The following is a 22,349-nucleotide window of genomic DNA, read 5'->3' as shown; positions in this document are numbered from 1 at the left end:
GACATGAAGGAGCGACTGCCGCCATGCAGGAGAGAACGAATTCCTCAGAGGAAGCCGCCGACGAGAAAACTCCCTCTCAGTTGATCGACGCAAAGATTGCCGGGCTGAGTGACTGGCGGGGCGAGATGCTCGCGCGCATCCGGGCTCTCATCAAGCAGGCCGACCCCGACGTCGTCGAGGAGGTGAAGTGGCGAAAGCCGTCGAACATGCTGGGGGTGCCGGTGTGGGAGCACGAGGGCATCATCTGCACCGGCGAGACGTACAAGGACAAGGTGAAGCTGACCTTCGCCAAGGGCGCCTTGCTGGAGGACCCTTCGGGGCTCTTCAACTCCAGCCTTGAAGGCAACACCCGGCGTGCAGTCGATTTCCACGAGGGCGGCAAGATCGACGAGGAGGCGTTGAAGGCACTTATCCGCGCCGCCGCGGCGCTGAACACTTTGGCGCGAGCTTCCGCGCGTTCCTCCCGGAAGAACTCGAAAGGCGCTTGAGGCCTATCTGTTCGGGCAGACGGGGACCGAGGCGGGCGCGAACGTCGGAAAGACTGCCGAGGCAGTAAAAGAGGTTCTCGCTATGGCGACGAACTTCCGCAGCAGTCACTGAATTAGCGACCGGACGCCGCTATACTGGAAGCCAGTCCGCATACGTTGCGGCTGGCGCCCCGACCGCCCGGCGGACTTCAATGCCTCCGCCGGGGGTATATTTCCACAACGCTGTTATTCGGCAGCTTCGACCGCCCTCGCTGCCGGCGCAATTCGCGCGGCGCAGTATTTGAACTCCGGAATCTTGCCGTACGGATCAAGCATCGGGTTGGTGAGTTGGTTGGCCGGGCTCTCGTTGAAGCAGAACGGCATGAACACCATGCCGTCGGCCACCTCGCGATCGGCCCGCAGAATGGCTTCGACCGTGCCGCGCCGCGTCTCCACCGCGATCATGTCTCCCTGCGACAGGCCGCGGCGCTTGATCTCGTAGGGATTCATCGCGGCAATTCCATAGGGCTCGATGGCGTTGAGCACCCCGGCGCGCCGGGTCATGGCGCCCGTATGCCAGTGTTCGAGCAGGCGCCCGGTGGTCAGCACCATCGGATACTCGTCGTCCGGCACCTCGTCGGGCGGCAGGAGATCTGCCGGCACGATGCGCCCTCGCCCGTCGGTGGTCGGGAAGCCGGAGGAGAAGACGATCTCGTTACCCGGCACGTCCGGGCCGTCGGCCGGGTAGACGACGGACTCCTCACGGTCGATGCGCTCCCAGGAGATGTGCCTCAGCGACGGCATCACCTGCGCCATCTCGGTATAGACCTCCGAGACGTGGCTGTAGTTCCAGCCCAGCCCCATGCGGTTGGCAAGCTCGATGATCAGTTCGAGGTCCTGCCGCGCATCGCCGGGCGGGTCGAGCGCCGGCCGGCCCATCTGCACCTGCCGGTTGGTGTTGGTGAAGGTGCCGAGCTTTTCCGCATGGGCGGAGGCCGGCAGCACCACATCGGCGTGCCACGCCGTCTCGGTCAGGAAGATGTCCTGCACCACCAGATGCTCGAGCTTGGCGAGTGCGGCGCGGGCGTGGCTCTGGTCGGGATCCGACATCGCGGGGTTTTCGCCCATGATGTACATCGCGCGGATCTCGCCCTCATGGATGGCGTCGACGATTTCGACGACGGTCAAGCCACGTTTCGGATCGAGCGTCTGGCCCCAGAAATTCTCGTATTGGCCGCGGATGTCGATGTTCTCCACCGACTTGTAGTCCGGGAAATACATCGGGATGAGGCCGGCGTCCGATGCGCCCTGCACGTTGTTCTGGCCGCGCAGGGGGTGGAGCCCGGTGCCGGGGCGCCCAACATGGCCGGTGATCAGCGCCAGCGCGATCAGGCAACGCGAATTGTCGGTGCCGTGGGTATGCTGCGAGATACCCATGCCCCAGAAGATCATCGAGCGTTCGGCCTTGGCATAGGTGCGCGCCACCGCGCGCAGCACGTCCGCCTCGATGCCGCAGACCGGCGCCATCGCCTCCGGCGAGAACTCCTTGACCTTGTTCTTCAGCGCTTCGAACCCGGAGACATTGGCCTGGATGTACTGCTCGTCGTAGAGCTTCTCCTCGATGATGACGTGCAGCAGCGCGTTGAGCATGGCGACGTCGGCGCCTGGCTTGAAGCGCAGGGCATAGGTAGCGTGGCGCATCAACTCCTGGCCGCGCGGGTCCATGACGATCAGATTGGTGCCGCGCTTGGCCGCCTGCTTGAAATAGGTGGCGGCAACCGGATGGTTGGTCGCGGGTCGCGCACCGATGACGATCACGCAGTCTGCCTTCATGGCGTCCATGAACGGCGCCGAAACCGCACCCGAACCGACGCCTTCCATAAGGGCGGCGACCGAGGAGGCGTGGCAGAGCCGCGTACAGTGGTCGACATTGTTGGTGCCAAAGCCTTGGCGCACGAACTTCTGGAAGAGATAGGCCTCCTCGTTCGAGCCCTTCGCCGAGCCGAAGCCGGCCAGCGCCTTGCCGCCATGCTCGTCGCGAATGCGCTTCAGGCCGCCGGCGGCGCGCTGCAGCGCCTCTTCCCACGTGGCCTCGCGGAAGATCGTCAGCGGATCGACGCCGCGCAGGTCGATGTCGCCGGCCTTGGGCGCGTCGTCGCGGCGGATCAGCGGCTTCGTTAGCCGTTCTGGCGACATGACATAGTCGAAGCCGAAGCGGCCCTTGACGCAGAGCCGGTTCTCGTTGGCCGGGCCGTCGCGACCGTCGACCTGGACGATCTTGTTGTCCTTGACCGCAACTTTCGTCTGGCAGCCGACGCCGCAGAACGGACAGACCGAGTCGACGACCTTGTCGAACTCCTGGACGACACGGGTCTTGCCGGCATCGTCCATCAGCGACTTCTCGTAGAGCGCGCCGGTCGGGCAGGCCTGGACGCATTCGCCACAGGTCACACAGGTTGAAAGACCCATCGGGTCGTGCATATCGAAGACGGGAACCGAATGGTTGCCACGCGCGGCCATGCCGATCACGTCGTTGACCTGCACCTCGCGGCAGGCGCGCACGCAGGCGCCGCAGGTGATGCAGGCGTCGAGGTTGACGGCGATGGCCGGATTGGTGACGTCGAACTCCGCCAGCATGTCGTCGCTGACGAACTTGGAACCATAGCGGTCGCCGGAAATCCCCATTTCTCCGGCCCATTGCCAGAACATCGACTGCTGGTCGGGGCCTTCGGCGGCGGGGCGCATGTTGCTGGCGAGAAGCTCGAACACCATCTCGCGCGATTTGCGGGCGCGCTCGGTTTCGGTGTTCACGACCATGCCAGCGGTCGGCTTGCGGATGCAGGAGGCAGCCAGCACGCGCTCGCCTTCGATGTCGACCATGCAGGCGCGGCAGTTGCCGTCAGGACGATAGCCCGGCATGTCGACATGGCAGAGATGCGGGATCTTCGTGCCTTCGCGCTTGGCGACGTCCCAGATCGTCTCGCCTTCAGCGGCGGTGACGGTCTTTCCGTCGAGCTCGAATACGACGCTGTTTGCCATCAGAGATCACCCCGGAAATGCGTCAAGAGATGGTTGACCGGATTGGGCGCTGCCTGGCCCAGGCCGCAGATGGAAGAATCGCGCATCACGATCTCGAGGTCGCGGATCGCGATTTCATTCAGCGAACCCTGCTCCTTCAAGAGGGTCACCAGCTTTTCGGTTCCTTCGCGGCAGGGCGTGCATTTGCCACAGCTCTCATGCTTGAAGAAGTTCATGAGGTTGAGCGTAACGTCCCTGATGTTGTCGGCCTGCGAGAACACCACCACGGCATGCGATCCGACGAAGGCGCCCTGCTTCGCAAGCTCACCGCCGAAATCGAGCGGGATGTCTCCCAGCGAGGCCGGCAGGACGCCGCCGGACGCGCCGCCCGGCAGATAGGCCTTGAACTCGTGCCCGTCGGCCATGCCGCCGCAATAGTCCTCGATCAGTTCGCGAACCGTCACGCCGGCGGGCGCCAGCTTGACGCCGGGCTCCTTAACGCGGCCGGAAACGGACCAGGACCGGATACCCGGATGGCCAGGCTTGCCCAGGCCGGCGAACCAGGACGGACCCTTCTCGACGATGTCGCGGATCCACCACAGCGTCTCGACATTGTGGTTGAGAGTCGGACGACCGAACAGCCCGACCTCGGCGATGTAGGGCGGGCGGTGGCGCGGCATTCCGCGCCGGCCCTCGATGCTCTCCAGCATCGCGCTCTCCTCGCCGCAGATATAGGCGCCGGCGCCACGCCGCAGCTCGATGAAGCCAGGACTGGCGATTCCGGCCGCTTCGAGGGCCGCGATCTCGGCGCGTAGGATGGCCAAAACCGCGGGGTACTCGTCGCGCATGTAAAAATAGATGCGCTCGGCCTCGACCGCATGAGCGGCGATCAGCGCGCCCTCCAAAGTGCGATGAGGATCGCGTTCGAGATAGATGCGGTCCTTGAAGGTGCCGGGCTCGCCTTCGTCACCATTGATCGACATCAGGCGAGGACCGGGATAGGAGCGCACGAACTGCCACTTCTTCCCAGCGGGAAAACCGGCGCCGCCCAACCCCTTCAAGCCTGCGTCGCCCAGCACGGCGATGATCTCGTCCGTGGCCAGCGCCCCGTCCCGGACCCGCTGCAAAAGCTGGTAGCCGCCGGCCTGGCGATACGCCTCGAACCCGACATAGTCGGGCACCCTGACATCGGTCTCACTTGCCGCGGCCATGCGCAGCAGGCCCTCGGCGCTCGCCTCGTCGACTTCGCGATCACCTATGCGCGCGGCAGGCGCGCCGGCGCAACGGCCCATGCAGGGGGCGCGCATGACCCGGATCGCCGCCGGATCGGCGCCCGCCTGCAACTCGGCAATGAGCGTCTCGGCGCCCGCCAGCATGCAGCTCACCGAATCGCACACACGGATCGTCAGCGGCGCCGGCGGCGTCTCGCCTTCTTTCACCACATCGAAATGGTCGTAGAAGGTCGCCACCTCGTAGATCTCGGCCTGCGACAGACGCATATCCTCGGCCAGCGCCCGCAAATGCCGCGCCGACAGGCAGCCATAGCGGTCCTGGATCAGGTGAAGGAACTCGATCAGAAGATCGCGGCGCCGTTCGCGCGCGCCGAGCAGTTCGCGTACCTCGGCCAACGCGGCATCGTCCAGCGGGCGCCCCTTCGGGCCTCGATCTCGCGGCCGCCGTTCGTGCATCGTCATACTCTCACCTCACCCAGCGCAATTTCCTTACCTCTTAATGACAATTCGGGCCAGTGAGGATGTTTATTATGAGGCAAGATTTTTTCCCTGAGCGGCTAGTCTGCGCTGGTGGCGGAAGGCTTCGCATATGTGGTGGGGCCTTGTCGACCAGCGTCAGGTGGTGACATGCCCTTTCTCGATCAGGAACACGATGCGATTGCCGTCGCGTTCCGTCGCTACGAGGCTATCCCCCACCTCGTTGAGCAAATTGGGGATGTCGATGATGGCCAAAGGATCGGTGCAATGCACCTCCAGCCGCTCGCTCGGTTGCAAGCCCTTCAAGGCCTTGCGAGTCTTGAGAGCGGGCAAGGGACATTTCAACCCGGTGAGATCGAGTTTCGTCGTGGTCATCATGCTCTCATGATGCCCGACGCCGCGGCGCGTCGTCAATTGAACACCGGCGTCGCAGCATTGTCGGAAATGGGCACAGAGACGGATTTCAGAGCAGGCTGGAATAAGTAAGGAACTGAACCGTCTGCCCCGGCTCGACGCGGGTGACCTCCTCGCCCAGTTCCACCAGACCGTCGGTAGCGACCAGTGAGGAAAGCAGCCCGGCACCCTCGCGCGGAAATTTCACGGCCTCCACGGATCCGTCGCCGGCATTGCGTAAGCTTACGCGCACATATTCGCGACGCCCCTCCTTTTTGCGGTAGGAGAAGGCGGCCCGCAGCGGCGTCGAGATCGATGGTTGCGGCCGGGCACCGGCCAGTGCAAGGATCGCCACCCGCGCGATATGCGCGAAAGTGACGAAGCTCGCGACGGGGTTGCCGGGCAGGCCGATCAACGGAGTTCCCTTGATCACCCCCATGGCCACAGGCCGTCCCGGCTTGATCGCCACCCGCCAGAACACCAGCGTTCCGACTCTCTCGATCCCGGCTCTCACGCAGTCGGCTTCGCCAGTCGACACCCCGCCCGAGGTCAGGATCAGGTCATGCGCCGAAGCGGCCTCGCTCAGGCGGTCGGCGATCAGTTCACTATCGTCGGCCAATATGCCCAGGTCGGTGATCTCGCAGCCGAGCCGCGTGAGCATCGCCATCAGCATGAAGCGGTTGGAATCGAAAAGCTGCGCTGGCCCCCGATGGCTCCCCGGCGGGACGATCTCGTCTCCTGTCGAGAAGACGGCGACGCGGACCCTCCGCCGGACCTCGAGCCCCGTCAGGCCGAGTGCGGCGGCGAGTGCCACGTCCTGCGGGCGGATGCGCTGGCCGGCGGGCAGAACCGCCTCCCCCATCTGGATATCCTCGCCTGCCGGCCGGACATTGGCGCCGCGCTTCAATCCGGGCGGGAGAACAATTCGGCCCGTCTCATCGATTCGCACGTCCTCCTGCATGAATACGGTGTCGGCGCCTTCGGGCATCTGCGCGCCTGTGAAGATGCGGGCGACCTGTCCGGGGGTGACGACCTGATGCGGCGACATACCCGCCTGGATCCTGTCCACGACGGCAAATGTCTTCTCGGCATCCCTGGGCAGGTCGTCGCCACCTAGGGCGTAGCCGTCCACGGCGGAGTTGGTAAAGGGCGGCAGCGGCAAGGGCGCGACGAGGTCTCTTGCAAGGACGCGTCCGTCGGCGAGCGTGAGCGGGACGGTTTCGCTCTCATCGACGGCGCTGAGCCGCGATGCAATGAGAGCGGCGGTTTCGTCGAGCGGCCGCAAAGGCCCCCCGAAGGCGAAGCAGTCGTCGGAAAGTTGCGCCATGCTCTCTTCAGCTTCAACGACGTGATCGACCACGCAATCGGCACCCAGCAGAGTGCGCATTCGATCAAGGCGTTTTTTGACCGACCTTGGTTTGAACAGGCTATAAGGTAGGGGTCAAGCCGGAACTGGCACGCTGTGCCGGCCGTCGGTGGCTGTTCAGGGAACGACCATGGATCAGACGACAAGTTCAGCAGACCTCGCCATCATCATGCCGGACCCTGGAGACACGAGGCTGACGGAACTGGTTGGCGGCCTCGATCATAACGGCGCGGCAGTCGACATACGCGTGCCGGTGGAGCGGGCACTGACGCTTTACCTCAATGCGCAAGAGATCGTCACGATGATGACGATCAGCGACTATCCCGAATATCTGGCGCTCGGCTATCTGCTCAACCAGAACATGCTGCTGCCTGACGACGTGGTGACGGAGGTCGAGCACGACGAGGACCTGCAGGTCGTCGTTGTGCGCACGGAGCGCAACACCGACTACGAGCAGAAGCTCAGGAAGCGCACGCAGACGTCGGGATGCGCGCAAGGTACGGCGTTTGGCGATCTCCTCGAAGCGATCGAGGACATCAGCCTGCCCGCATCGGAATTGCGCACCTCCTGGCTCTACCAATTGACGCGCAAGATCAACACCACGCCATCGCTGTATCTCGAGGCAGGCGCCATCCACGGATGCGTGCTCTGCCGGGAAGGGACGCCGATCTGCTATATGGAGGACGTCGGCCGCCACAATGCCGTCGACAAGATCGCCGGCTGGATGTACCGCCACGGCGTCGATCCCTCCGACAAGATCCTTTACACCACCGGGCGACTAACGTCGGAAATGACGATCAAGACCGTGAGGATGGGCATCCCGATCCTCGTGTCGCGCTCGGGTTTCACGGCCTGGGGCGTCGCCTTGGCGCGTGAGGTTGGGTTGACGCTGGTCGGCCGGGCCCGCGGCAAGCGGTTCATCGCGCTGTCGGGCCAGGAGCGGATCATCTTCGACCAGGATATTGCCTCTGTCGACGAAGAAGCGCCCCGCAGCAGACGCAAAGGCGCCGAGCATGACGACTGACCGGCCTGAGACCCTGTGCGTCGTGCTCGCAGGAGGACTCGGCCGCCGCATGGGCGGCGGCGACAAGCCGATGCGCGAGATCGGCGGACGCATGATCCTCGACCACGTCATCGACCGGCTGGAGCCCCAATGCGACGGGCTGGTGCTCAATGCCAACGGCGACCCTTCGCGCTTCGCCCGTTTCGGGCTCCCGGTAGTGGCCGACACGATCGAAGGCTATCCGGGGCCGCTCGCCGGCATCCTCGCCGCGCTCGACTGGACGGCGGCGAACAGGCCGGGCGTCGAATGGGTCGTCAGCGCCGCCGGCGACTGCCCCTTCCTGCCGCGCGACCTCGTGGCACGCCTGCAGCAGGCGCGCATGACCGAGGATGCGGACCTCGCGGTGGCGGCATCCGGCGGCCGTCCTCACCCGGTGATCGGTCTCTGGAAAGTCGCCCTGCGAGATGAACTGCGCCACGCGCTCGTCGAGGAGGACATGCGCAAGATCGACCGCTGGACCGCCCGTTACCACCTCGCCACGGTGTCATGGCCGGCCGAGCCCGTGGATCCGTTCTTCAACGCCAACACGGTCGAGGACCTTGACGAAGCCGAGCGTCTTGCAGGGCTCCTTCAAGGTTAGAGAAGATGGCCTGTGGCGCTGCCCCTCACCCTTACCCTCTCCTCGTGAAGGACGGGGAGAGGGAGACACCGGCGTAGCCGCCTCGTCCTTCTCCCCGTGACTGACGGGGAGAAGATGCCGGCAGGCGGATGAGGGGCATACCGACTTTCCTGGACGCGTTAGACGGCCCGGCTGAACCCCGCCCGTTCCAGCGCTGCTTGTATGTCGGCCGACTGGAGGGCAGCAAGGAACGCCTGCACGGCCGGCCGATCCTTGCGGGCCGAGACCAGCGCGAAATCGTAATGCTCTTCCGTCAGCGGAATGAAGCCGAGTCCGGCCGCCCCGGCGACGGGCGCGATGGTGATTCCCCAGTCGGCGCGCATCTGCGCCACCGCGGCGGCGACGGCACTGTGGGAACGCGGCTGGTTCCAGTAGCCGTCTGGGCGGTCCGAGCCGAGCAGTTGATCGATCAGGATGCGCGTTCCCGAACCCTGGTTGCGGTTGACCATCATGCATTCGGGATCGGCGAGCGCGGCGCGCACCGCCTCCTCCGCGCTGCGGCCCTCGAAGCGCTCGTCGCCCCGGCGGAACACGAGACCCTGCATGCGCCGCCAGCCCGGCACGAGTTCGAGGCCGTCGCTGAGGAAGGGTGCATTGTAGGTGTGCGTGTTCGGGTCGAAGAGATGGATTGGCGCGAGGTCGCACTCACCGCGTTTCACGGCGGCAAGTCCGCCCAGGCTTCCGACAGCGAGCGAACGCACCGAAATCCCGCTGCGCGACAGTTCGCCCACGACCAGATCGAGGCCCGTGCAGTGGCTACCGATGACGACGAGATCTGGAACGCGTACCTGCGGCGTGAACAGCGTCACTGGCACTTCAGCGCCGGCGGGCATGTGATCGGCCAGGGCCTCGATGCGGATGAAGCCATCGGCCTGGGTGAAGGACGTTATGGCCCCTGAACCCTTGCCGGTCGGATAGGCAGCCAGCCCGTCCTGCCCTTGCACGAGGGAGACCATCACGAATTCGGTACGTCCGAGTTCGGATGGCACCCGGAACGGAAGCCTTGCCGCGACCTGCGCATCGATACGCGGCGGCAGACCCGCCACGCGCCGCAGCACGGGCACGACCATATCGTGGAAGGTGAACATGGCCGAGGTGGGAAATCCCGGCAGGATGATGACCGGCTTGCCGTCGCAGACGGCCAGGCAGAGCGGCTTGCCGGGCTTCAGCGCCACGCCATGGGCGATAATGCCTGGCTTGCCGAGCCGGCCGAGGATGCGGTGGCTGACATCCCCCGCCCCCTTCGATGTTCCGCCCGAGAGGATCAGCACGTCGTGGGCCGCAAGCGCCTCGCGCATCGCGCGCTCAAGGACGCCTTCGTCGTCGGGCATGGCGCCGAGAAAATGCGCCTCGCCGCCGTTTTCGATCACCGCCGCCCTGATGATCGGCCCGTTGGCGTCGTAGATGCCGGCCGGCCGCAGCGGCTCGCCGGGTTGGACGAGTTCGTCGCCGGTGGAGAGGATCGCGACGCGCAGCTTGCGAGCGACCGTCACGCGCGCGATGCCGCAGGCGGCGAGCATGCCGATCTCGCGGGAGCCAATCACGGTTCCGGCGCGCAGCACGACCTCGCCTCGGGCCATGTCCGAGCCGGCATTGGAGATGAACTGGCCAGGGGAGACACCGCGCCTCACCTCGATCGCGCCAGCATCCGCCGGCTGGGTATGCTCGACCATGACGATCGCGTCGGCGCCGCGTGGCAGCGGCCCCCCGGTGGCGATGGCGGTGGCGGTGCCCGGCAACACCGGAAGTTGCGGGACGATGCCGCAGGCAATCGCCTCCGCATTGAGCACGAGCCGGATGGGACGCGTTTCGGAGGCGGCGGCCAGGTCGGCCGCGCGCACCGCGAAACCATCGACGTTGGAACGGTCGAAGGGTGGTACGTCGACCGGTGCCGCAACGTCTTCGGCAAGAGCCAGCCCGAGCGCATCGGCCAAGACCCGTTCTTCGGTCGGCACGGGCCGGGGAAACAGCGCCGCTTGGAATCGCGCCAGCGCGTCCTCGCGCGACAGTATCGTCAGGAACTGCTCCTGATCGGCGTCCTGCCGGATAGGAGGTGGAGTATTCGTCATGTCGGCAGGCTCAATTCGAATCGGGGAGCGGAACAGCGGCAATGGGTGTGCCCGCGGCATATCCCTCGCTGTCGCCCGGGACTGCAAGCCAGGCGTCGGCAAGCCGCATGGCGTCCAGCGAAAAATCGCCGACGGCGAGCGGCGTCCAGGCGCCTTGGTGCTCATTGAGCAGGGCGATCTCGCTCAGCCCGACTGTTGATGCAATCTTTCGCGAGAGCGGCAAGACGATGCTTCGCCGTTGGTGTCGCCCCGACAAGCGGTCCAGAACCGGCTGCACGAGGGAGAGGAATGCGGCGAAGGCCTGGTCGGGCGCGCCGGGCAGCACGACAACCGGCGTGCTGCCGAGGCGGCCGATCGCCGTAGTCCCGCCGGGCCGCAAAGCGATCCGGTGTGCAAGCAGCACCCCGCGCCGAGCAAGGGCCTCTGCGCTCTCATCGGTGCGGCCGTCGCCCGTGCCTCCGACCAGGAGGAGTAGATCGCAGGCCTCACCATCAAGCGCGGCGGCGATCGAGGCAGCCTCCCGCCCCGCGGCATCGGTGGCGACCACCGTCGCGCCCCAGGCTTTCAGGCTCTCCGCAACGAGAAGCGTCGAAAACGTCTCACCGCTCCCCGCGGCGACATCGATGACGCGGATACGCGGAGCCCGCACGGCCAACTCGCGATAGCCTGCCTTGCGCGCGACCAGCAGGTCTGCGGCCGATAGGCTTTGCCCTGACAACGCGACGGGGCGGCCCGCCGCCATGTCCTCGCCCGCCCGGCGAACGCCCTGGCCGGGCGCAGCTTCGCCGACGGCTTGGGGGATCGGGCCGCTGCAATCGACGAGATCGGCCTGGAGGACACAGTCGCAGCCCTCCGGCATGGCATCGCCCGCCTCCACCCAGGCCGGAACGGCCGGCAGCGCCAGGGGCGAGTAGGCCGACGCACCGACGAGGTCGAGGGCACGGCACGCCCAGCCGTCCAGCGCAGCGATGCTATGCGCCGGCTGCGCCTCCAGGAGAGCCGGCATTTCGGCCGCGACGCGGCCGAGCGCCTGGTCAAGCGGCAAAAAGCTAGGGGCGACCGGCACCAGACCGTCGAGCAGCGCACCGAGCGCCGCTTCGAGGCTGGTCAGCATGCCGGTCGGAGGAAGCGTTCTCATCATGTCCCGATGATGGGACAGACGCAAACCGCTTTGCAAGCCTGACAGGCCGTCACGGCCGGGGATCTACGAACCTAGGAACGCTTCTGCTCTGCGTTCGGGAAAAGAGCTACTGGCGGCCCCGATCGGGGCCGCGACCATCTCATCCGAGATCGATCTCGCCTTCCACGACATGGTTCAGGCCGGCAGCCTCAGACGTGATGACGGCCCTCACGGTCAGTCGCCCCTGGCCTCTCAGCCCATTCTGCTCCACCGCTTTCTCGATAGCCTGCTGCGAGGTCACGCCGACCTGCTTGAGGAACTTGCGCATCGACACGTTGAAGGGATCGGTTTCCATATTCTGGGTCATATGATTACCTCGGACAGTGTGAACGGTATGGCCCTCCGGCATGCTCATCGCATGTGACGGCGGCGCTGCCGCCAACGGAGCACGGAACGGGCTGGTGCGCAATGAAGACGAAGCTCGCGATACGCCTGATGGCAGTTGCCCCCCTCATCTTCGGCGCGGCCGCGTATAGCGCGGAACTGCGCGGCCATGGCGGCCCGGTGCGGGCGATCGCCGTGACGGCCGACGGTCAGACGGCGATCACCGGCAGCTTCGATACCAAGGCGATCGTCTGGTCGCTCGAGACCGGCGAAGCGCGCGAAGTGCTGCTGTTTCATGAGGGCCAGGTCAATGCCGTCGCGGCCCTGCCGGACGGCCGCTTCGCAACCGCAGGTGCAGACGGCCGCATCGCGATCTGGGACAGCGGCCGAAGCGCGCCTGTTTCTCTCCTGGAAGGGCACACGGGGCCGATCTCAGCGCTTGCCGTATCGCCTGATGGCTCGACGCTCGCTTCCGCATCTTGGGACACGACCGTGCGGCTCTGGCCGCTCTCCGGTGGACAGCCGCGTGTCCTCGAAGGCCATCACGGCAATGTCAACGCCGTTGCTTTCCTCTCCGACGGCACGCTCGTCAGCGCCGGGTATGATGCCGCCGTGTTCTTCTGGCCGCGGGATCAAGGGACCGCGCCTTTGCGGGTGGAGATTCCTGCGCCGCTCAACGCGCTCGTGGCCGTCGCGGAGGATCGACTGGCGGTGGGTGGGGCCGACGGAAAGCTGCGCCTGATCGACCGCAGCGGCGCCGTTCTCATCGAAACGCAGATTTCGTCCGGTCCGCTCATCGCCCTCGCTGTGTCACCCGACGGAAAGCGCATCGCTGCCGCGGCTGTCGGTGATTCCATTCGGTTGCTCGACGCGAAAGATCTCTCCCCGCTTCGCACGCTCGACACATCGGGCGTACCGGTCTGGTCGCTCGCCTTCACGGCAGAGGGCAGGACGCTTCTGGCTGGCGGCGCCGATCGGCTGGTACGCGAGTGGGATGTGCAATCGGGAGAGCGCCTCGGGTCGAGCGTGGCCGCTGAAACCGATCTCATGGCTCGGTATGCCGGCAATCCGGACGCGCAGGTTTTCCGCGCCTGCATCGCATGCCACACACTCGATCCGGATGACGGCAATCGTGCCGGCCCGACGCTGCACGGCATTTTTGGCCGGCGCATCGCTTCGGTGCCAGGCTACCACTACTCGCCCGCCTTTCGGGAGATGGACATAGTCTGGACGCCGGAGACCGTGTCGAAGCTGTTCGAGCTTGGCCCCAGCAAATACACGCCGGGCACCAAGATGCCCGAGCAGAGGATCAGCAATCCCGAGGATCGTGCGGCGCTGATCCGCTTCCTTCAGGCCGAGACCCGCAGCGACTGAGCCTCACACCGGCTTGGTGTCGGGTTTCTCGTGCTCCCGCAGATAATCCTCCGTCGTTCGTGGCGCCGGGCGGGCTGGAGCTTGGTACGGGTCGAAACCTTCGTTCATGACAGCATCGACACGGCAATTGTCGCACATCCGCACCAGTTCCAGCCGCCGCGCGTTCTCCCCCGCGAACATCCAGTGCTTGCCTTCGAGCTTGGCGACGATCCGTTCGACCGTGCTCCTGGTGCCGAACGGCTTGCCGCAACGGACGCACTCGTAGGGCTCTTCTTCCTTGATCGCCTGGCGCGGTGCGCTCCATGCGGGAAAATCCACCCGCGGCGCGAGGGTGATCACCTTCTCAGGACAGGTCGCCGCACAGAGGCCGCATTGGACGCAGGCGCTCTCGGAGAAATACAATGCGGGATGATCCTCGCTGTCGGAGAGCGCGCCGGTCGGGCAGGCCGATACGCAGGAGAGGCAGAGCGTGCAGCCTTCGACATTGACGTCGAGCCCCCCGAACGGCGCTGCCGCCGGCAACACCACGCGGTCGACCGGCGTCGGCGCGGCGCGATGCAGTTCGGACATCGTGCTTCTCAGCAGGCTGCGCTTGTCGCCGAGCGGCAGAAAGGTCGCCGGCTTCCGCGCGTTGGAGCCCGGCTTCACCTGATCGAGCGCCGATCTCAGGATATCCGGGTCGTCGGCTTCGATCACCCCGCAGATTTCCGCGCCGTAGCCGAGCGAATTTCCAAGAAGGTTCGCGATGGTGACGTTCCTGCCAACCCCGGTGAGATCGTGCTTCGGCCGCGCCGAACAGAGCGCCCTCACCGCGACGGCGCCCCAGGCCACCGGCGCCGTCCAGGCTTCCACCCCCAACTGCGTGATCTCGTTCACCGCCACTGGAAGGACGTTCGCCGGCAGCCCCGGACCGAAGCGCGCAAGGGCATCGATGAGCGCCTCGCCATGGTCGACATCGTGGAACAGCACGATCGGCTCGTGGCCGCCTGCTTCCCGATAGGTGACCAGCAGCGTACGCAGGCGCCGCAGCAGCGCCTCGGCATCCGGGAAGGCATATGCGGCGGCGCCGGTCGGACAGGCCGCCGCGCAACTGCCGCAGCCGGCACAGATTTCCGCGTCGATGGCGACGTGGTCGCCCGCTGGCGCAATCGCACCGGTCGGACACAGGTCGAGGCAGCGCGTGCACCCGGTGATGCGCGAGCGCGAATGGGCGCACAGATCGGCGGAGAAATTGACGTAGCGCGGCTTGTCGAATTCCCCGACGAGACGGGCCGCTTTGGCAATCGCGGCGGTGACTCCGGCACGGTCGGCAGGATCCGCCTTGAGATAGCCCTCGCGCAGGTCGTGGGCCGGAAAAAGGGGCATGCCGCCGGAAAGGTCGAGAATGACGTCCGCCTTCGAGACCGCACCGTCGCGTGAGGGCCCGAAGCGCAGACGGTCGCGCGAAGAGGGCGCCGGCACCGCGAAATCGTCGACCGTCAGTTCGAAGGCGCCGAGATGACCCCGCGCATTCCGGATCGTGCCCTGCACGACGGGGAAATCCCAGACGCGGTTGGGTGCAACTTCGTCCGGTCGCGTCAGCACGACGGTGACGTCCAGTTCGTCGGCGAGTTGCCGGCCGGCCTCGATCGCCGCCTCGTCGCGGCCGTAGACCAGCACCACGCCGTTGCTCGTGAGTGTGACGAGCGCTGGCGGCGCGACCGGCTCCGCCGCCATTGCGACGAGTGCTGCGGCCTTCGCGCCGGCGGACGCGGCCTCCCGCGACCAGCCTGCCGTCTCGCGGATGTTCGCGAAAGCGAGATCGCCCGAGAAGCCGATGTCCTCCGCGACCTCTCGGAAAAGCGGCGCCTGCTGCGTGCAGGCTATCGTGACAGCTTCACCCGCGCTCAATGCGCTTCGGACGCGATCGAGTTCGGCGCCGCAGAGCTGATCCCCAGACTGGATCTGAGCGTTTTTGCATCCACGGGCCACGCTGTCGCCAAATCCAGGCATGCTCCGCTCACAGGAGCAGACGAACACCTTGCGCGGTTTGTCCAGGCTCATTGCGCCTCCCCGCGGCGCGACACCGCCCGCTGCGGTAGCGCCTTCACTTTAGAAGCATTATAAGGACAATACGGCCGCCGTCATCAGAAATGGACCGGCATCATGTCCCAGTGCGCTTCGGTCATCGACCGCGCCCTCGATCTGCCCCCGCCCTACAGCCTCGTTGTCCTGCGAGAGGCCGGCGACGCTTTCGCGCACGCCTGCGCCATTGCCGGCGAGCAGGGCGCCGGGGCGATGGTCTGGGTGCGACGCTTTGATGTGGCCGAATTCGCCGTCGTTCTGGAGCCGGAAGAGGCGTTCGCACATTCGCGCCTGGCAATCTATGCCGGCATGAGCGCGCTGGCCGACGCGCTTACTGCGCTTGCGCCGCCGTCGCGGCCGGTCACCTTCGACTGGCCCGACGCGATCCGTGTCGACGGGGTTCTCGTGGGCGGCGGGCGGTTGGGCTGGCCCGAGGGAACGCGCGACGACGAGACGCCGGCTTGGCTCGTCTTCTCGGCCATGATCCGCACCGCGGTCGTCGACACTCACGAGCCGGGCCTGCGGCCGCTGCTCGGCGCGCTCGACGAACTGGGCTTCGAAAGCGCCGATTCCGGCGAGATCATCGCCAGCTTCTCCCGCCATCTGATGACCGCGTTCGATGAATGGAGCGACGCCGGTTTCGCACCCCTCGCCAGGCGGTGGCTCGACCGCGTGTCGCCAAGCGGCCAGAATGTCCGGATCGCCGACAACGGCGACCTGCTGCTTTCAGGGTTCGAAAGACAAAGCCTGGCGGAGGCTCTTGCGTCGCCCACCTGGTTTGATCCCGCGACTGGAATGCCATGGCTCTGAAGCTGCCGCGTACGATCCGTCTCGATCCTTCGGATACCTTCGTCTATGCCCGTGCCGCGGAACCCGGCGAGTGGGCCGTTACCGGCACCTTCCTGTTCTTCGGCGCCGATGTCGAAAACCTCTCCGGCAAGGAACGGCAGGCGTTCCGCGGGGGCTTCCTGGGCGTCGAGAGCTTCGGCTGGTCCACGCTCGTCGTCGTGACCGAGGCTACCGCGGAGGAGCGCGCGGCTGCGGTCGAAAGACTCGCCGAGCAACTCGTCGCGCGTTGCGGAGCGCCCGGCATGGAGGCCGCGCGCCCGGCTGCCGAGGAAGAAATCGCCTTCGTTCAGTCCCTTTGCGACCACCCGCCAAACACCCTGCTTGCCCTTCACCGCGCAGACGAGGAGGCGGGTATTAGGGAGTCGTTCCGCACTCTCCACCAGAAGGTAAGCCGGCTCGATCCGGCAAGGGCATTTCGCGTCATCGAGATCGATGAGGAGGACGGGCCGGCGGAAGAAGTCGATATCCGGGCGCTGGCAGGGAGACAAACGTGAAGGACTTCTGGGTTTCTTCGGGTCACCACCTCCTCGACCGAGACGAGGCAGGACGGCTGACGGTGACCGATGCCTTCCTCAAGGCCTATCTCGCCCGCCCCGAGCTTGTTCCTCCGGAATCGGCCTGCGAGGCGGAACTGCGCCTGCATCATGACCTCCTGATGCACCATCCGCGCCGGCCGGTCGGGCCGGACGAGATCGCCGCCATGCAGGATCCGGATGCGCGGGAGAACTGGGAGTTCATGATGGCCTTCCGCGACCGCCTCCTGACCGCACCCTCCCTGGAGGCCGCCTATCTCAGGCTGGCGCGCAGTTCGGCCGCCGACACTCCCCCGCTCTTCATGAACCAGCTTGCGCAGGTGGTGCTGCGAAATGCGCTCGATGGCGAGAACGATCCCTTCGTGCTGCGTGCGGCCGAGTTGTTCTACCGTGCGCAGCGGGTAACCTTCCACGAAGGAGCGCTGCTGCTCGCCGACGCGGAAACCATAGAAGTTCATGAGCAGAACCGTCACGCCTCCCCCCTTCTGAGCATGCTTGGCGGACCAGCCGTCACCGAGCTCGAAATCCTCGAGGAGGAGAATGCCGACAGCTATTTCGAGAGGAGTGATACCTTCGACACGGTGCTCAGTCTCGGCGGCGCCGACAGCCCGACGAGGCGCGGCCTCGCCGCCGCGATGGAGGCCTGGATACGCCACCTGCTCGCTGTTGAGGTGACGATCGAGCCGGTCGAGCGGATCGAGGACGACAACTGGGCATGGTTCGTCGGCCTGGACACCGAGGCGACGCGCATCGGCAACGCGTTGTGGACGGGCAAGGACCTTGACCCCGAGGCAGGGGAGCGCATCATAGCATTGTTCCGGCTCGGCTTTTCCGACATCGGCGAAGTCATGCCGGAAGTGGGTGCGCGGCCGATCTGGCTGATCATGGCAGTGGCGCCCGATCGGACGATCCGCATGAAGCCGCAGAATCTCATCGCCGGTCTGCCGCTGCGCGCCGCGGGGCCGGCGAACTAGAGGATTTCGGATTGATTCGGGAAACAGTCGAAGTCGGTGTCGTCGTGGAGCGGCGGGCTCTGAAGAATCCCTGGGTCGATCACGCCTGGGTGCCCGTGGCCGTGCTCGTCGGCGTACCGGCGGCCGCACCTTGGACGGCACTCCATGAAACCACCGAGGTGACCCGCTATTATGCGGGAAAGGTGGAGCTCGAATTCTTCGGAACGGACACGACCATGTACAGGGAGAATCTTCGTTCTCAGCAACCGAGCCTATGGGTGTCACTCCGGCACACGGATGCGCCTCCCGGGGTCGTGCTGCACCTGGTGACCGCTGATCCCTCCGATGCCGAGTCGCTGACGGAGACCGGTACGGATATCATCGAGGCTGTGTCGATGCCCGTTGAGGTACAGCAGCGGCTGGCCGCCTTCGTGGAGGCCCACCACGTCGAACGCCCCTTCGTCAAACGCAAGCGCGATCCAGCGAATCCCGAGGCGTTGGCAAGACGGGAGCCCAGTTCGCAGCGGAGGGAGGACGCGGAATGAGCGGCGGAAACGATAGTTTTCTCGCCCGCTGGTCGCGCCGCAAACTGGCTCCTCAGACGAGCGAGGCTCAGGCGCCGGAGGAAAGAGAGCACCCGCTTGACGAGGCCGCTACGGAGAGTGACGCAAACGTTCTCATCCCGCGATCGAATATCCCTGAACCGGAAGCGCCGGAGACCGAAGCGGCTGAACCCGCAGAGCCCCTCCCCCGCATCGAAGATCTGACTGCCGAAAGCGATCTATCCGCCTTCCTGAGGAAGGGCGTACCCTTGGCGCTGAGGAGCGCCGCGATGCGCAAGATGTGGTCGCTCGATCCGGGAATCCGCGATTATGTCGGTCCCGCCGAATATGCCTGGGACTTCAACCAGCCGGGCTCGATGGCAGGGTTCGGCCCGCTCGACGCTAAGGAGACAGTGGTGGGGTTCCTGTCGAGGACGGCTCGCGCGATCGGAACAGACACAGAAGAATCAGCTGAGTTTGCCCGGACGCAGCCATCCGACGATGTGCCGCCCGAGCAGGCGAGCGTTGCGTCGGACGGCGTCGCTGATCCCGACCCAGCAGAGATTTCCCCAACAACCGAGCCGATTGCATCGCGCCCACCAGATGCTTCGCCGGATGCAACCGCGGCCGCCTCAGGCGAGACCGAACCGGCCACGCCCTCGCAATTTTCCGACCCGGACAAGCCTTCGCAGGCTCCCGAACCCCTCACCCGGCCGCGCCACGGTGGCGCGATGCCGCGCTGACGCGGCTCATGCCAGGAACCGGACCATTGTTAGCCGGTTTAAGCTGTTGCAATCGTTTCAGGTAGGGCTACTATGAGCCACCCAATCTTGGGCAGCACGGTCGAGGTCAGACGATGAACTCAGACTTGCCCCTGGACCAGGCGCATGGATCGTCAGACGGAGCGGATGCTTCGATCTTCGGCGCGGGGGCTGCTGATCTTATCGACCTCGACCAAGCCCGCGCGGACGAGTACGCCCTCCTCGCCTCGCTGCTGCTCACCCCGCCCGATGCCGACTTCCTCGCCCGCCTTGCCTTCCTGCAGGACAGCAGCGACACGCCGCTCGGCCGTGCTCACGCCGCTCTCGGACAGGCGGCTGGTTCTGCTTCCGCCGATGCGGTCGGTCGGGAATACTCCGACCTGTTCATCGGTGTCGCCCGCGGGGAGCTTCTCCCCTACGCGTCATACTACCTGACCGGCTTCCTCAACGAACGGCCGCTTGCGCGTCTGCGCGGGGACATGATGCGCCTCGGCATCGAATGCGCCGACGGCCATTCCGACCCCGAGGATCACCTCGGTACGCTTTGCGAAATGATGAGCGGCTTTGCCGGCAAACACTTCGTGGTTCCTGCCGGCGAGGAACAGGATTTCTTCGAAAGGCACGTCGCGCCTTGGGCCGGTCGCTTCTTCGCCGATCTGGAAAGCGCGACAGCCGCAAAATTCTACCGAGCTGTCGGCACGGTCGGGCGGCTCTTCATCGAGATCGAGAACGAGGCCTTCGCCATGGAGACGCGGCGGAGCGCATAGAACCGAAAGACACCGCCAGGTGAAAGCCTGGACACAAAGGGAGGACGGAAGATGCACGACAAGCGACCGACGGAACTCAGCCGGCGCAACTTCCTCCGAGCGTTCGGCGGTGCCTCCACTACCGCTGTAGCGGCCGTGGCGCTCACTCCGGGCGAGGCGCAGGCCTACAACCCCGGCCAGGAGGAGGCGCGGGCCCGCTATCGAGAGACGGATCACGTCAAGGCCTTCTACCGCGTGAACGGCTATCCCAAGAAGAAGTGAGGGCGCCATGCTGACGAAGCGCAAGAGCGGGCAAGCGAGCCGCACGAAACTTCGGGGTCTGATGGGGAGCGCCGTGTCGGCTCCCATGGACCGTCGAACCTTCCTTCAGCGCTCCGGCCTCGCCGTCGGCGGCATGGCGGCACTCGGCACCTTCCAGTTCGGCACGGTCAAGAAGGCCGCCGCGATCAGCCCGCCTCAGCCGGGCGTGCCAATCGAGCTGAAGAAGAACATCTGCACGCATTGCTCGGTTGGGTGTACCGTCACCGCCCAAGTCCAGAACGGCGTATGGACCGGTCAGGAACCGTCCTGGGACAGCCCATTCAACCGTGGCTCGCATTGCGCCAAGGGGGCCAGCGTGCGCGAACTGGTGCACAGCGACCGCCGCCTGAAGTACCCCATGAAGCTCGTCGGCGGGCGATGGGAGCGCACGTCCTGGGATGAAGCTATCAACGGCATCGGCGACAAGCTTCTCGAAATTCGTGAGAAGTCCGGGCCGGAATCCGTCTACTGGATGGGATCGGCGAAGTTCTCCAACGAGGGGACTTATCTTTTCCGCAAGCTCGCCGCCTTGTGGGGAACGAACAATCAGGACCACCAGGCCCGCATCTGCCATTCGACGACAGTCGCCGGCGTAGCCAATACCTGGGGCTACGGCGCAATGACCAACTCGTACAACGATATCCGAAACTCCAAGACGATGCTCATCCTGGGCGGGAACCCGGCCGAGGCGCATCCGGTCGCGATGCAGCACCTGCTCGAGGGCAAGGAACTCAACAACGCCAACCTCATCGTCATGGACCCGCGCTTCACCCGCACGGCCGCCCACGCTACGGAATACGTCCGGTTTCGGTCCGGCACGGACATCGCGCTCATCTGGGGCATGCTCTGGCACATCTTCGAGAACGGCTGGGAGGACAAGGAATTCATCGCCCAGCGCGTCTACGGGATGGACGAGGTCCGCAAGGAGGTCGCGAAGTACACGCCTGACGAGGTGGAAACGATCACCGGCGTTCCCGGCGATCAGCTCAAGCGCATCGCCGAGACGTTCGCGACGCAGAAGCCGGCAACGATTATCTGGTGCATGGGCCAGACACACCACACGGTTGGAACGGCCAATACGCGGGCAAGCTGCATCCTGTGCCTCGCCACCGGCAATATCGGCAAGCCCGGCACCGGCGCGAACATCTTCCGTGGCCACGACAACGTGCAGGGGGCGACGGATATCGGGCTCGATGTGGTCACCCTGCCCTTCTACTACGGTCTGACCGAGGGCGCCTGGAAGCATTGGGCGCGGGTCTGGGAGATTCCTTACCAGGACCTGCTGGGCCAGTTCAGCTCCAAGGAACTGATGGAGACGCCCGGCATACCGCTGACCCGGTGGTTCGACTCGGTTTCGCTGCCGAAGGAAGACGTCCAGCAACCCGACGTAACGCGGGCGATGTTCGTCCAGGGCCATGCCAGCAACAGTATCACCCGCATACCCGAGTCCATGAAAGGTCTGGCCGGCCTGGAACTGCTCGTCATCGCGGACCCGCATCCGACGACCTGGGCATCATTGGCGGTGCAGGCCGGGCGCAAGGAGAACACCTACCTCCTGCCGGTCTGCACTCAGTTCGAGACATCGGGGTCGCGCGTTGCCTCCAACCGCGCCCTCCAGTGGGGCGAACAGATCGTCAAGCCGAGCTTCGAGCAGAAGGACGACTATCAGGTCCTCTATCTCCTTTCGAAGAAGCTCGGCCTCGCCGACTGGATGTTCAAGAGGATCGCCGTCGAGGGCGACCGCCCGGTACCCGAGGACATATTGCGCGAGATGAACCGCGGAAGCTGGTCGACCGGCTATTGCGGACAGTCACCCGAGCGGCTCAAGGCGCACATGAAGAACCAGGCGAAGTTCGATCTGGTGACTTTGCGCGCCCCCAAGGATGATCCGGAGGTCGGCGGCGACTATTACGGCCTGCCATGGCCGTGCTGGGGAAAGCCGGAGATCCGCCATCCCGGAACCGCCAATCTCTACAGCACCGGCTTGCATGTGATGGA

Annotated in this window: 20 protein-coding genes; 12 read left to right on the top strand and 8 right to left on the bottom strand. The window is 65.6% G+C overall.

Annotated features, from left to right (window positions below; translation table 11 throughout):
• The first annotated feature begins 23 nt into the window (after positions 1-23).
• Positions 24-488, top strand: coding sequence for a DUF1801 domain-containing protein (locus HUI96_RS03335; protein ID WP_188253232.1), 465 nt, complete (start codon positions 24-26; stop codon positions 486-488).
• A 225-nt stretch (positions 489-713) separates the two neighbouring features.
• Here the strand turns inward: HUI96_RS03335 and fdhF are convergent, their stop codons facing one another.
• The 4 genes from fdhF to glp all read right to left on the bottom strand — a co-directional run bounded on the left by fdhF (position 714) and on the right by glp (position 6,914).
• Positions 714-3,506 (bottom strand): formate dehydrogenase subunit alpha, encoded by a 2,793-nt coding sequence (fdhF, locus tag HUI96_RS03330; protein WP_188253231.1) that lies wholly within the window; start codon positions 3,504-3,506, stop codon positions 714-716.
• Positions 3,506-5,179, bottom strand: coding sequence for an NAD(P)H-dependent oxidoreductase subunit E (locus HUI96_RS03325; protein ID WP_188253230.1), 1,674 nt, complete (start codon positions 5,177-5,179; stop codon positions 3,506-3,508). The genes fdhF and HUI96_RS03325 overlap by 1 nt, the downstream gene beginning before the upstream one ends.
• A 153-nt stretch (positions 5,180-5,332) precedes the next feature.
• Entirely contained in the window at positions 5,333-5,569 is a 237-nt protein-coding gene (locus HUI96_RS03320; RefSeq protein ID WP_188253229.1) for a sulfurtransferase TusA family protein, read from the bottom strand.
• Between the two features lie 88 nt (positions 5,570-5,657).
• Positions 5,658-6,914 carry a gephyrin-like molybdotransferase Glp gene (glp, locus tag HUI96_RS03315; RefSeq protein WP_188253228.1) on the bottom strand — a complete coding sequence of 419 codons (1,257 nt, stop codon included), beginning with the start codon at positions 6,912-6,914 and terminating at the stop codon, positions 5,658-5,660.
• 169 nt (positions 6,915-7,083) lie between these two features.
• Here glp and HUI96_RS03310 point away from each other — a divergent pair, with 169 nt between their 5' ends.
• Both HUI96_RS03310 and mobA read left to right on the top strand, forming a co-directional pair.
• Complete coding sequence (locus tag HUI96_RS03310) at positions 7,084-7,977, top strand: formate dehydrogenase accessory sulfurtransferase FdhD (protein WP_188253227.1); 894 nt, start codon at positions 7,084-7,086, stop codon at positions 7,975-7,977.
• On the top strand, positions 7,967-8,596 hold the full coding sequence (gene mobA / locus HUI96_RS03305; protein ID WP_188253226.1) for a molybdenum cofactor guanylyltransferase MobA: 630 nt from the start codon (positions 7,967-7,969) through the stop codon (positions 8,594-8,596). Before HUI96_RS03310 ends, mobA begins: the two co-directional genes overlap by 11 nt.
• 158 nt (positions 8,597-8,754) lie before the next feature.
• Here the strand turns inward: mobA and HUI96_RS03300 are convergent, their stop codons facing one another.
• The 3 genes from HUI96_RS03300 to HUI96_RS03290 form a co-directional block, all read right to left on the bottom strand.
• Positions 8,755-10,704, bottom strand: a complete 1,950-nt coding sequence (locus tag HUI96_RS03300) for a molybdopterin biosynthesis protein (RefSeq protein ID WP_188253225.1) — start codon at positions 10,702-10,704, stop codon at positions 8,755-8,757.
• Between the two features lie 10 nt (positions 10,705-10,714).
• Complete coding sequence (locus tag HUI96_RS03295) at positions 10,715-11,845, bottom strand: molybdopterin-binding protein (RefSeq protein WP_188253224.1); 1,131 nt, start codon at positions 11,843-11,845, stop codon at positions 10,715-10,717.
• 139 nt (positions 11,846-11,984) lie between these two features.
• Positions 11,985-12,191: a DUF6494 family protein gene (locus tag HUI96_RS03290; RefSeq protein WP_188253223.1), complete on the bottom strand. Its 207-nt coding sequence runs from the start codon at positions 12,189-12,191 to the stop codon at positions 11,985-11,987.
• 101 nt (positions 12,192-12,292) lie between these two features.
• Here HUI96_RS03290 and HUI96_RS03285 point away from each other — a divergent pair, with 101 nt between their 5' ends.
• The gene (locus HUI96_RS03285) at positions 12,293-13,582 is read left to right on the top strand and encodes a c-type cytochrome (protein ID WP_188253222.1); all 1,290 of its coding nucleotides are present in this window, start codon (positions 12,293-12,295) and stop codon (positions 13,580-13,582) included.
• 3 nt (positions 13,583-13,585) lie between these two features.
• On the opposite strand, the gene HUI96_RS03280 is transcribed toward HUI96_RS03285, so the two are convergent.
• Positions 13,586-15,625: a 4Fe-4S binding protein gene (locus HUI96_RS03280; RefSeq protein ID WP_188253221.1), complete on the bottom strand. Its 2,040-nt coding sequence runs from the start codon at positions 15,623-15,625 to the stop codon at positions 13,586-13,588.
• Positions 15,626-15,727: 102 nt separating this feature from the next.
• Between HUI96_RS03280 and HUI96_RS03275 the strand changes: the two genes are divergently transcribed.
• The 8 genes from HUI96_RS03275 to HUI96_RS03240 form a co-directional block, all read left to right on the top strand.
• Complete coding sequence (locus tag HUI96_RS03275) at positions 15,728-16,456, top strand: biotin/lipoate--protein ligase family protein (protein WP_188253220.1); 729 nt, start codon at positions 15,728-15,730, stop codon at positions 16,454-16,456.
• On the top strand, positions 16,447-16,989 hold the full coding sequence (locus tag HUI96_RS03270; RefSeq protein ID WP_188253219.1) for a DUF6505 family protein: 543 nt from the start codon (positions 16,447-16,449) through the stop codon (positions 16,987-16,989). Before HUI96_RS03275 ends, HUI96_RS03270 begins: the two co-directional genes overlap by 10 nt.
• Positions 16,986-18,002, top strand: coding sequence for a DUF6352 family protein (locus HUI96_RS03265; protein ID WP_188253218.1), 1,017 nt, complete (start codon positions 16,986-16,988; stop codon positions 18,000-18,002). Before HUI96_RS03270 ends, HUI96_RS03265 begins: the two co-directional genes overlap by 4 nt.
• Before the next feature lie 11 nt (positions 18,003-18,013).
• Positions 18,014-18,526, top strand: coding sequence for a DUF3305 domain-containing protein (locus HUI96_RS03260; protein WP_188253217.1), 513 nt, complete (start codon positions 18,014-18,016; stop codon positions 18,524-18,526).
• The gene (locus tag HUI96_RS03255; RefSeq protein ID WP_188253216.1) at positions 18,523-19,266 is read left to right on the top strand and encodes a DUF3306 domain-containing protein; all 744 of its coding nucleotides are present in this window, start codon (positions 18,523-18,525) and stop codon (positions 19,264-19,266) included. Before HUI96_RS03260 ends, HUI96_RS03255 begins: the two co-directional genes overlap by 4 nt.
• Before the next feature lie 113 nt (positions 19,267-19,379).
• A complete protein-coding gene (locus HUI96_RS03250; RefSeq protein ID WP_188253215.1) occupies positions 19,380-20,051 on the top strand; it encodes a TorD/DmsD family molecular chaperone in 672 nt (223 codons plus the stop codon).
• A gap of 51 nt (positions 20,052-20,102) precedes the next feature.
• The gene (locus HUI96_RS03245) at positions 20,103-20,312 is read left to right on the top strand and encodes a formate dehydrogenase (RefSeq protein WP_188253214.1); all 210 of its coding nucleotides are present in this window, start codon (positions 20,103-20,105) and stop codon (positions 20,310-20,312) included.
• 7 nt (positions 20,313-20,319) lie between these two features.
• On the top strand, positions 20,320-22,349 hold a 2,030-nt coding region (locus tag HUI96_RS03240), incomplete at its 3' end, for a molybdopterin-dependent oxidoreductase (RefSeq protein WP_188253213.1).

Source organism: Pseudaminobacter soli (ex Zhang et al. 2022) (assembly GCF_014595955.1).
Taxonomy (GTDB): domain Bacteria; phylum Pseudomonadota; class Alphaproteobacteria; order Rhizobiales; family Rhizobiaceae; genus Kumtagia; species Kumtagia pseudosoli.
This window is presented reverse-complemented; position numbering and strand designations above follow the sequence as displayed.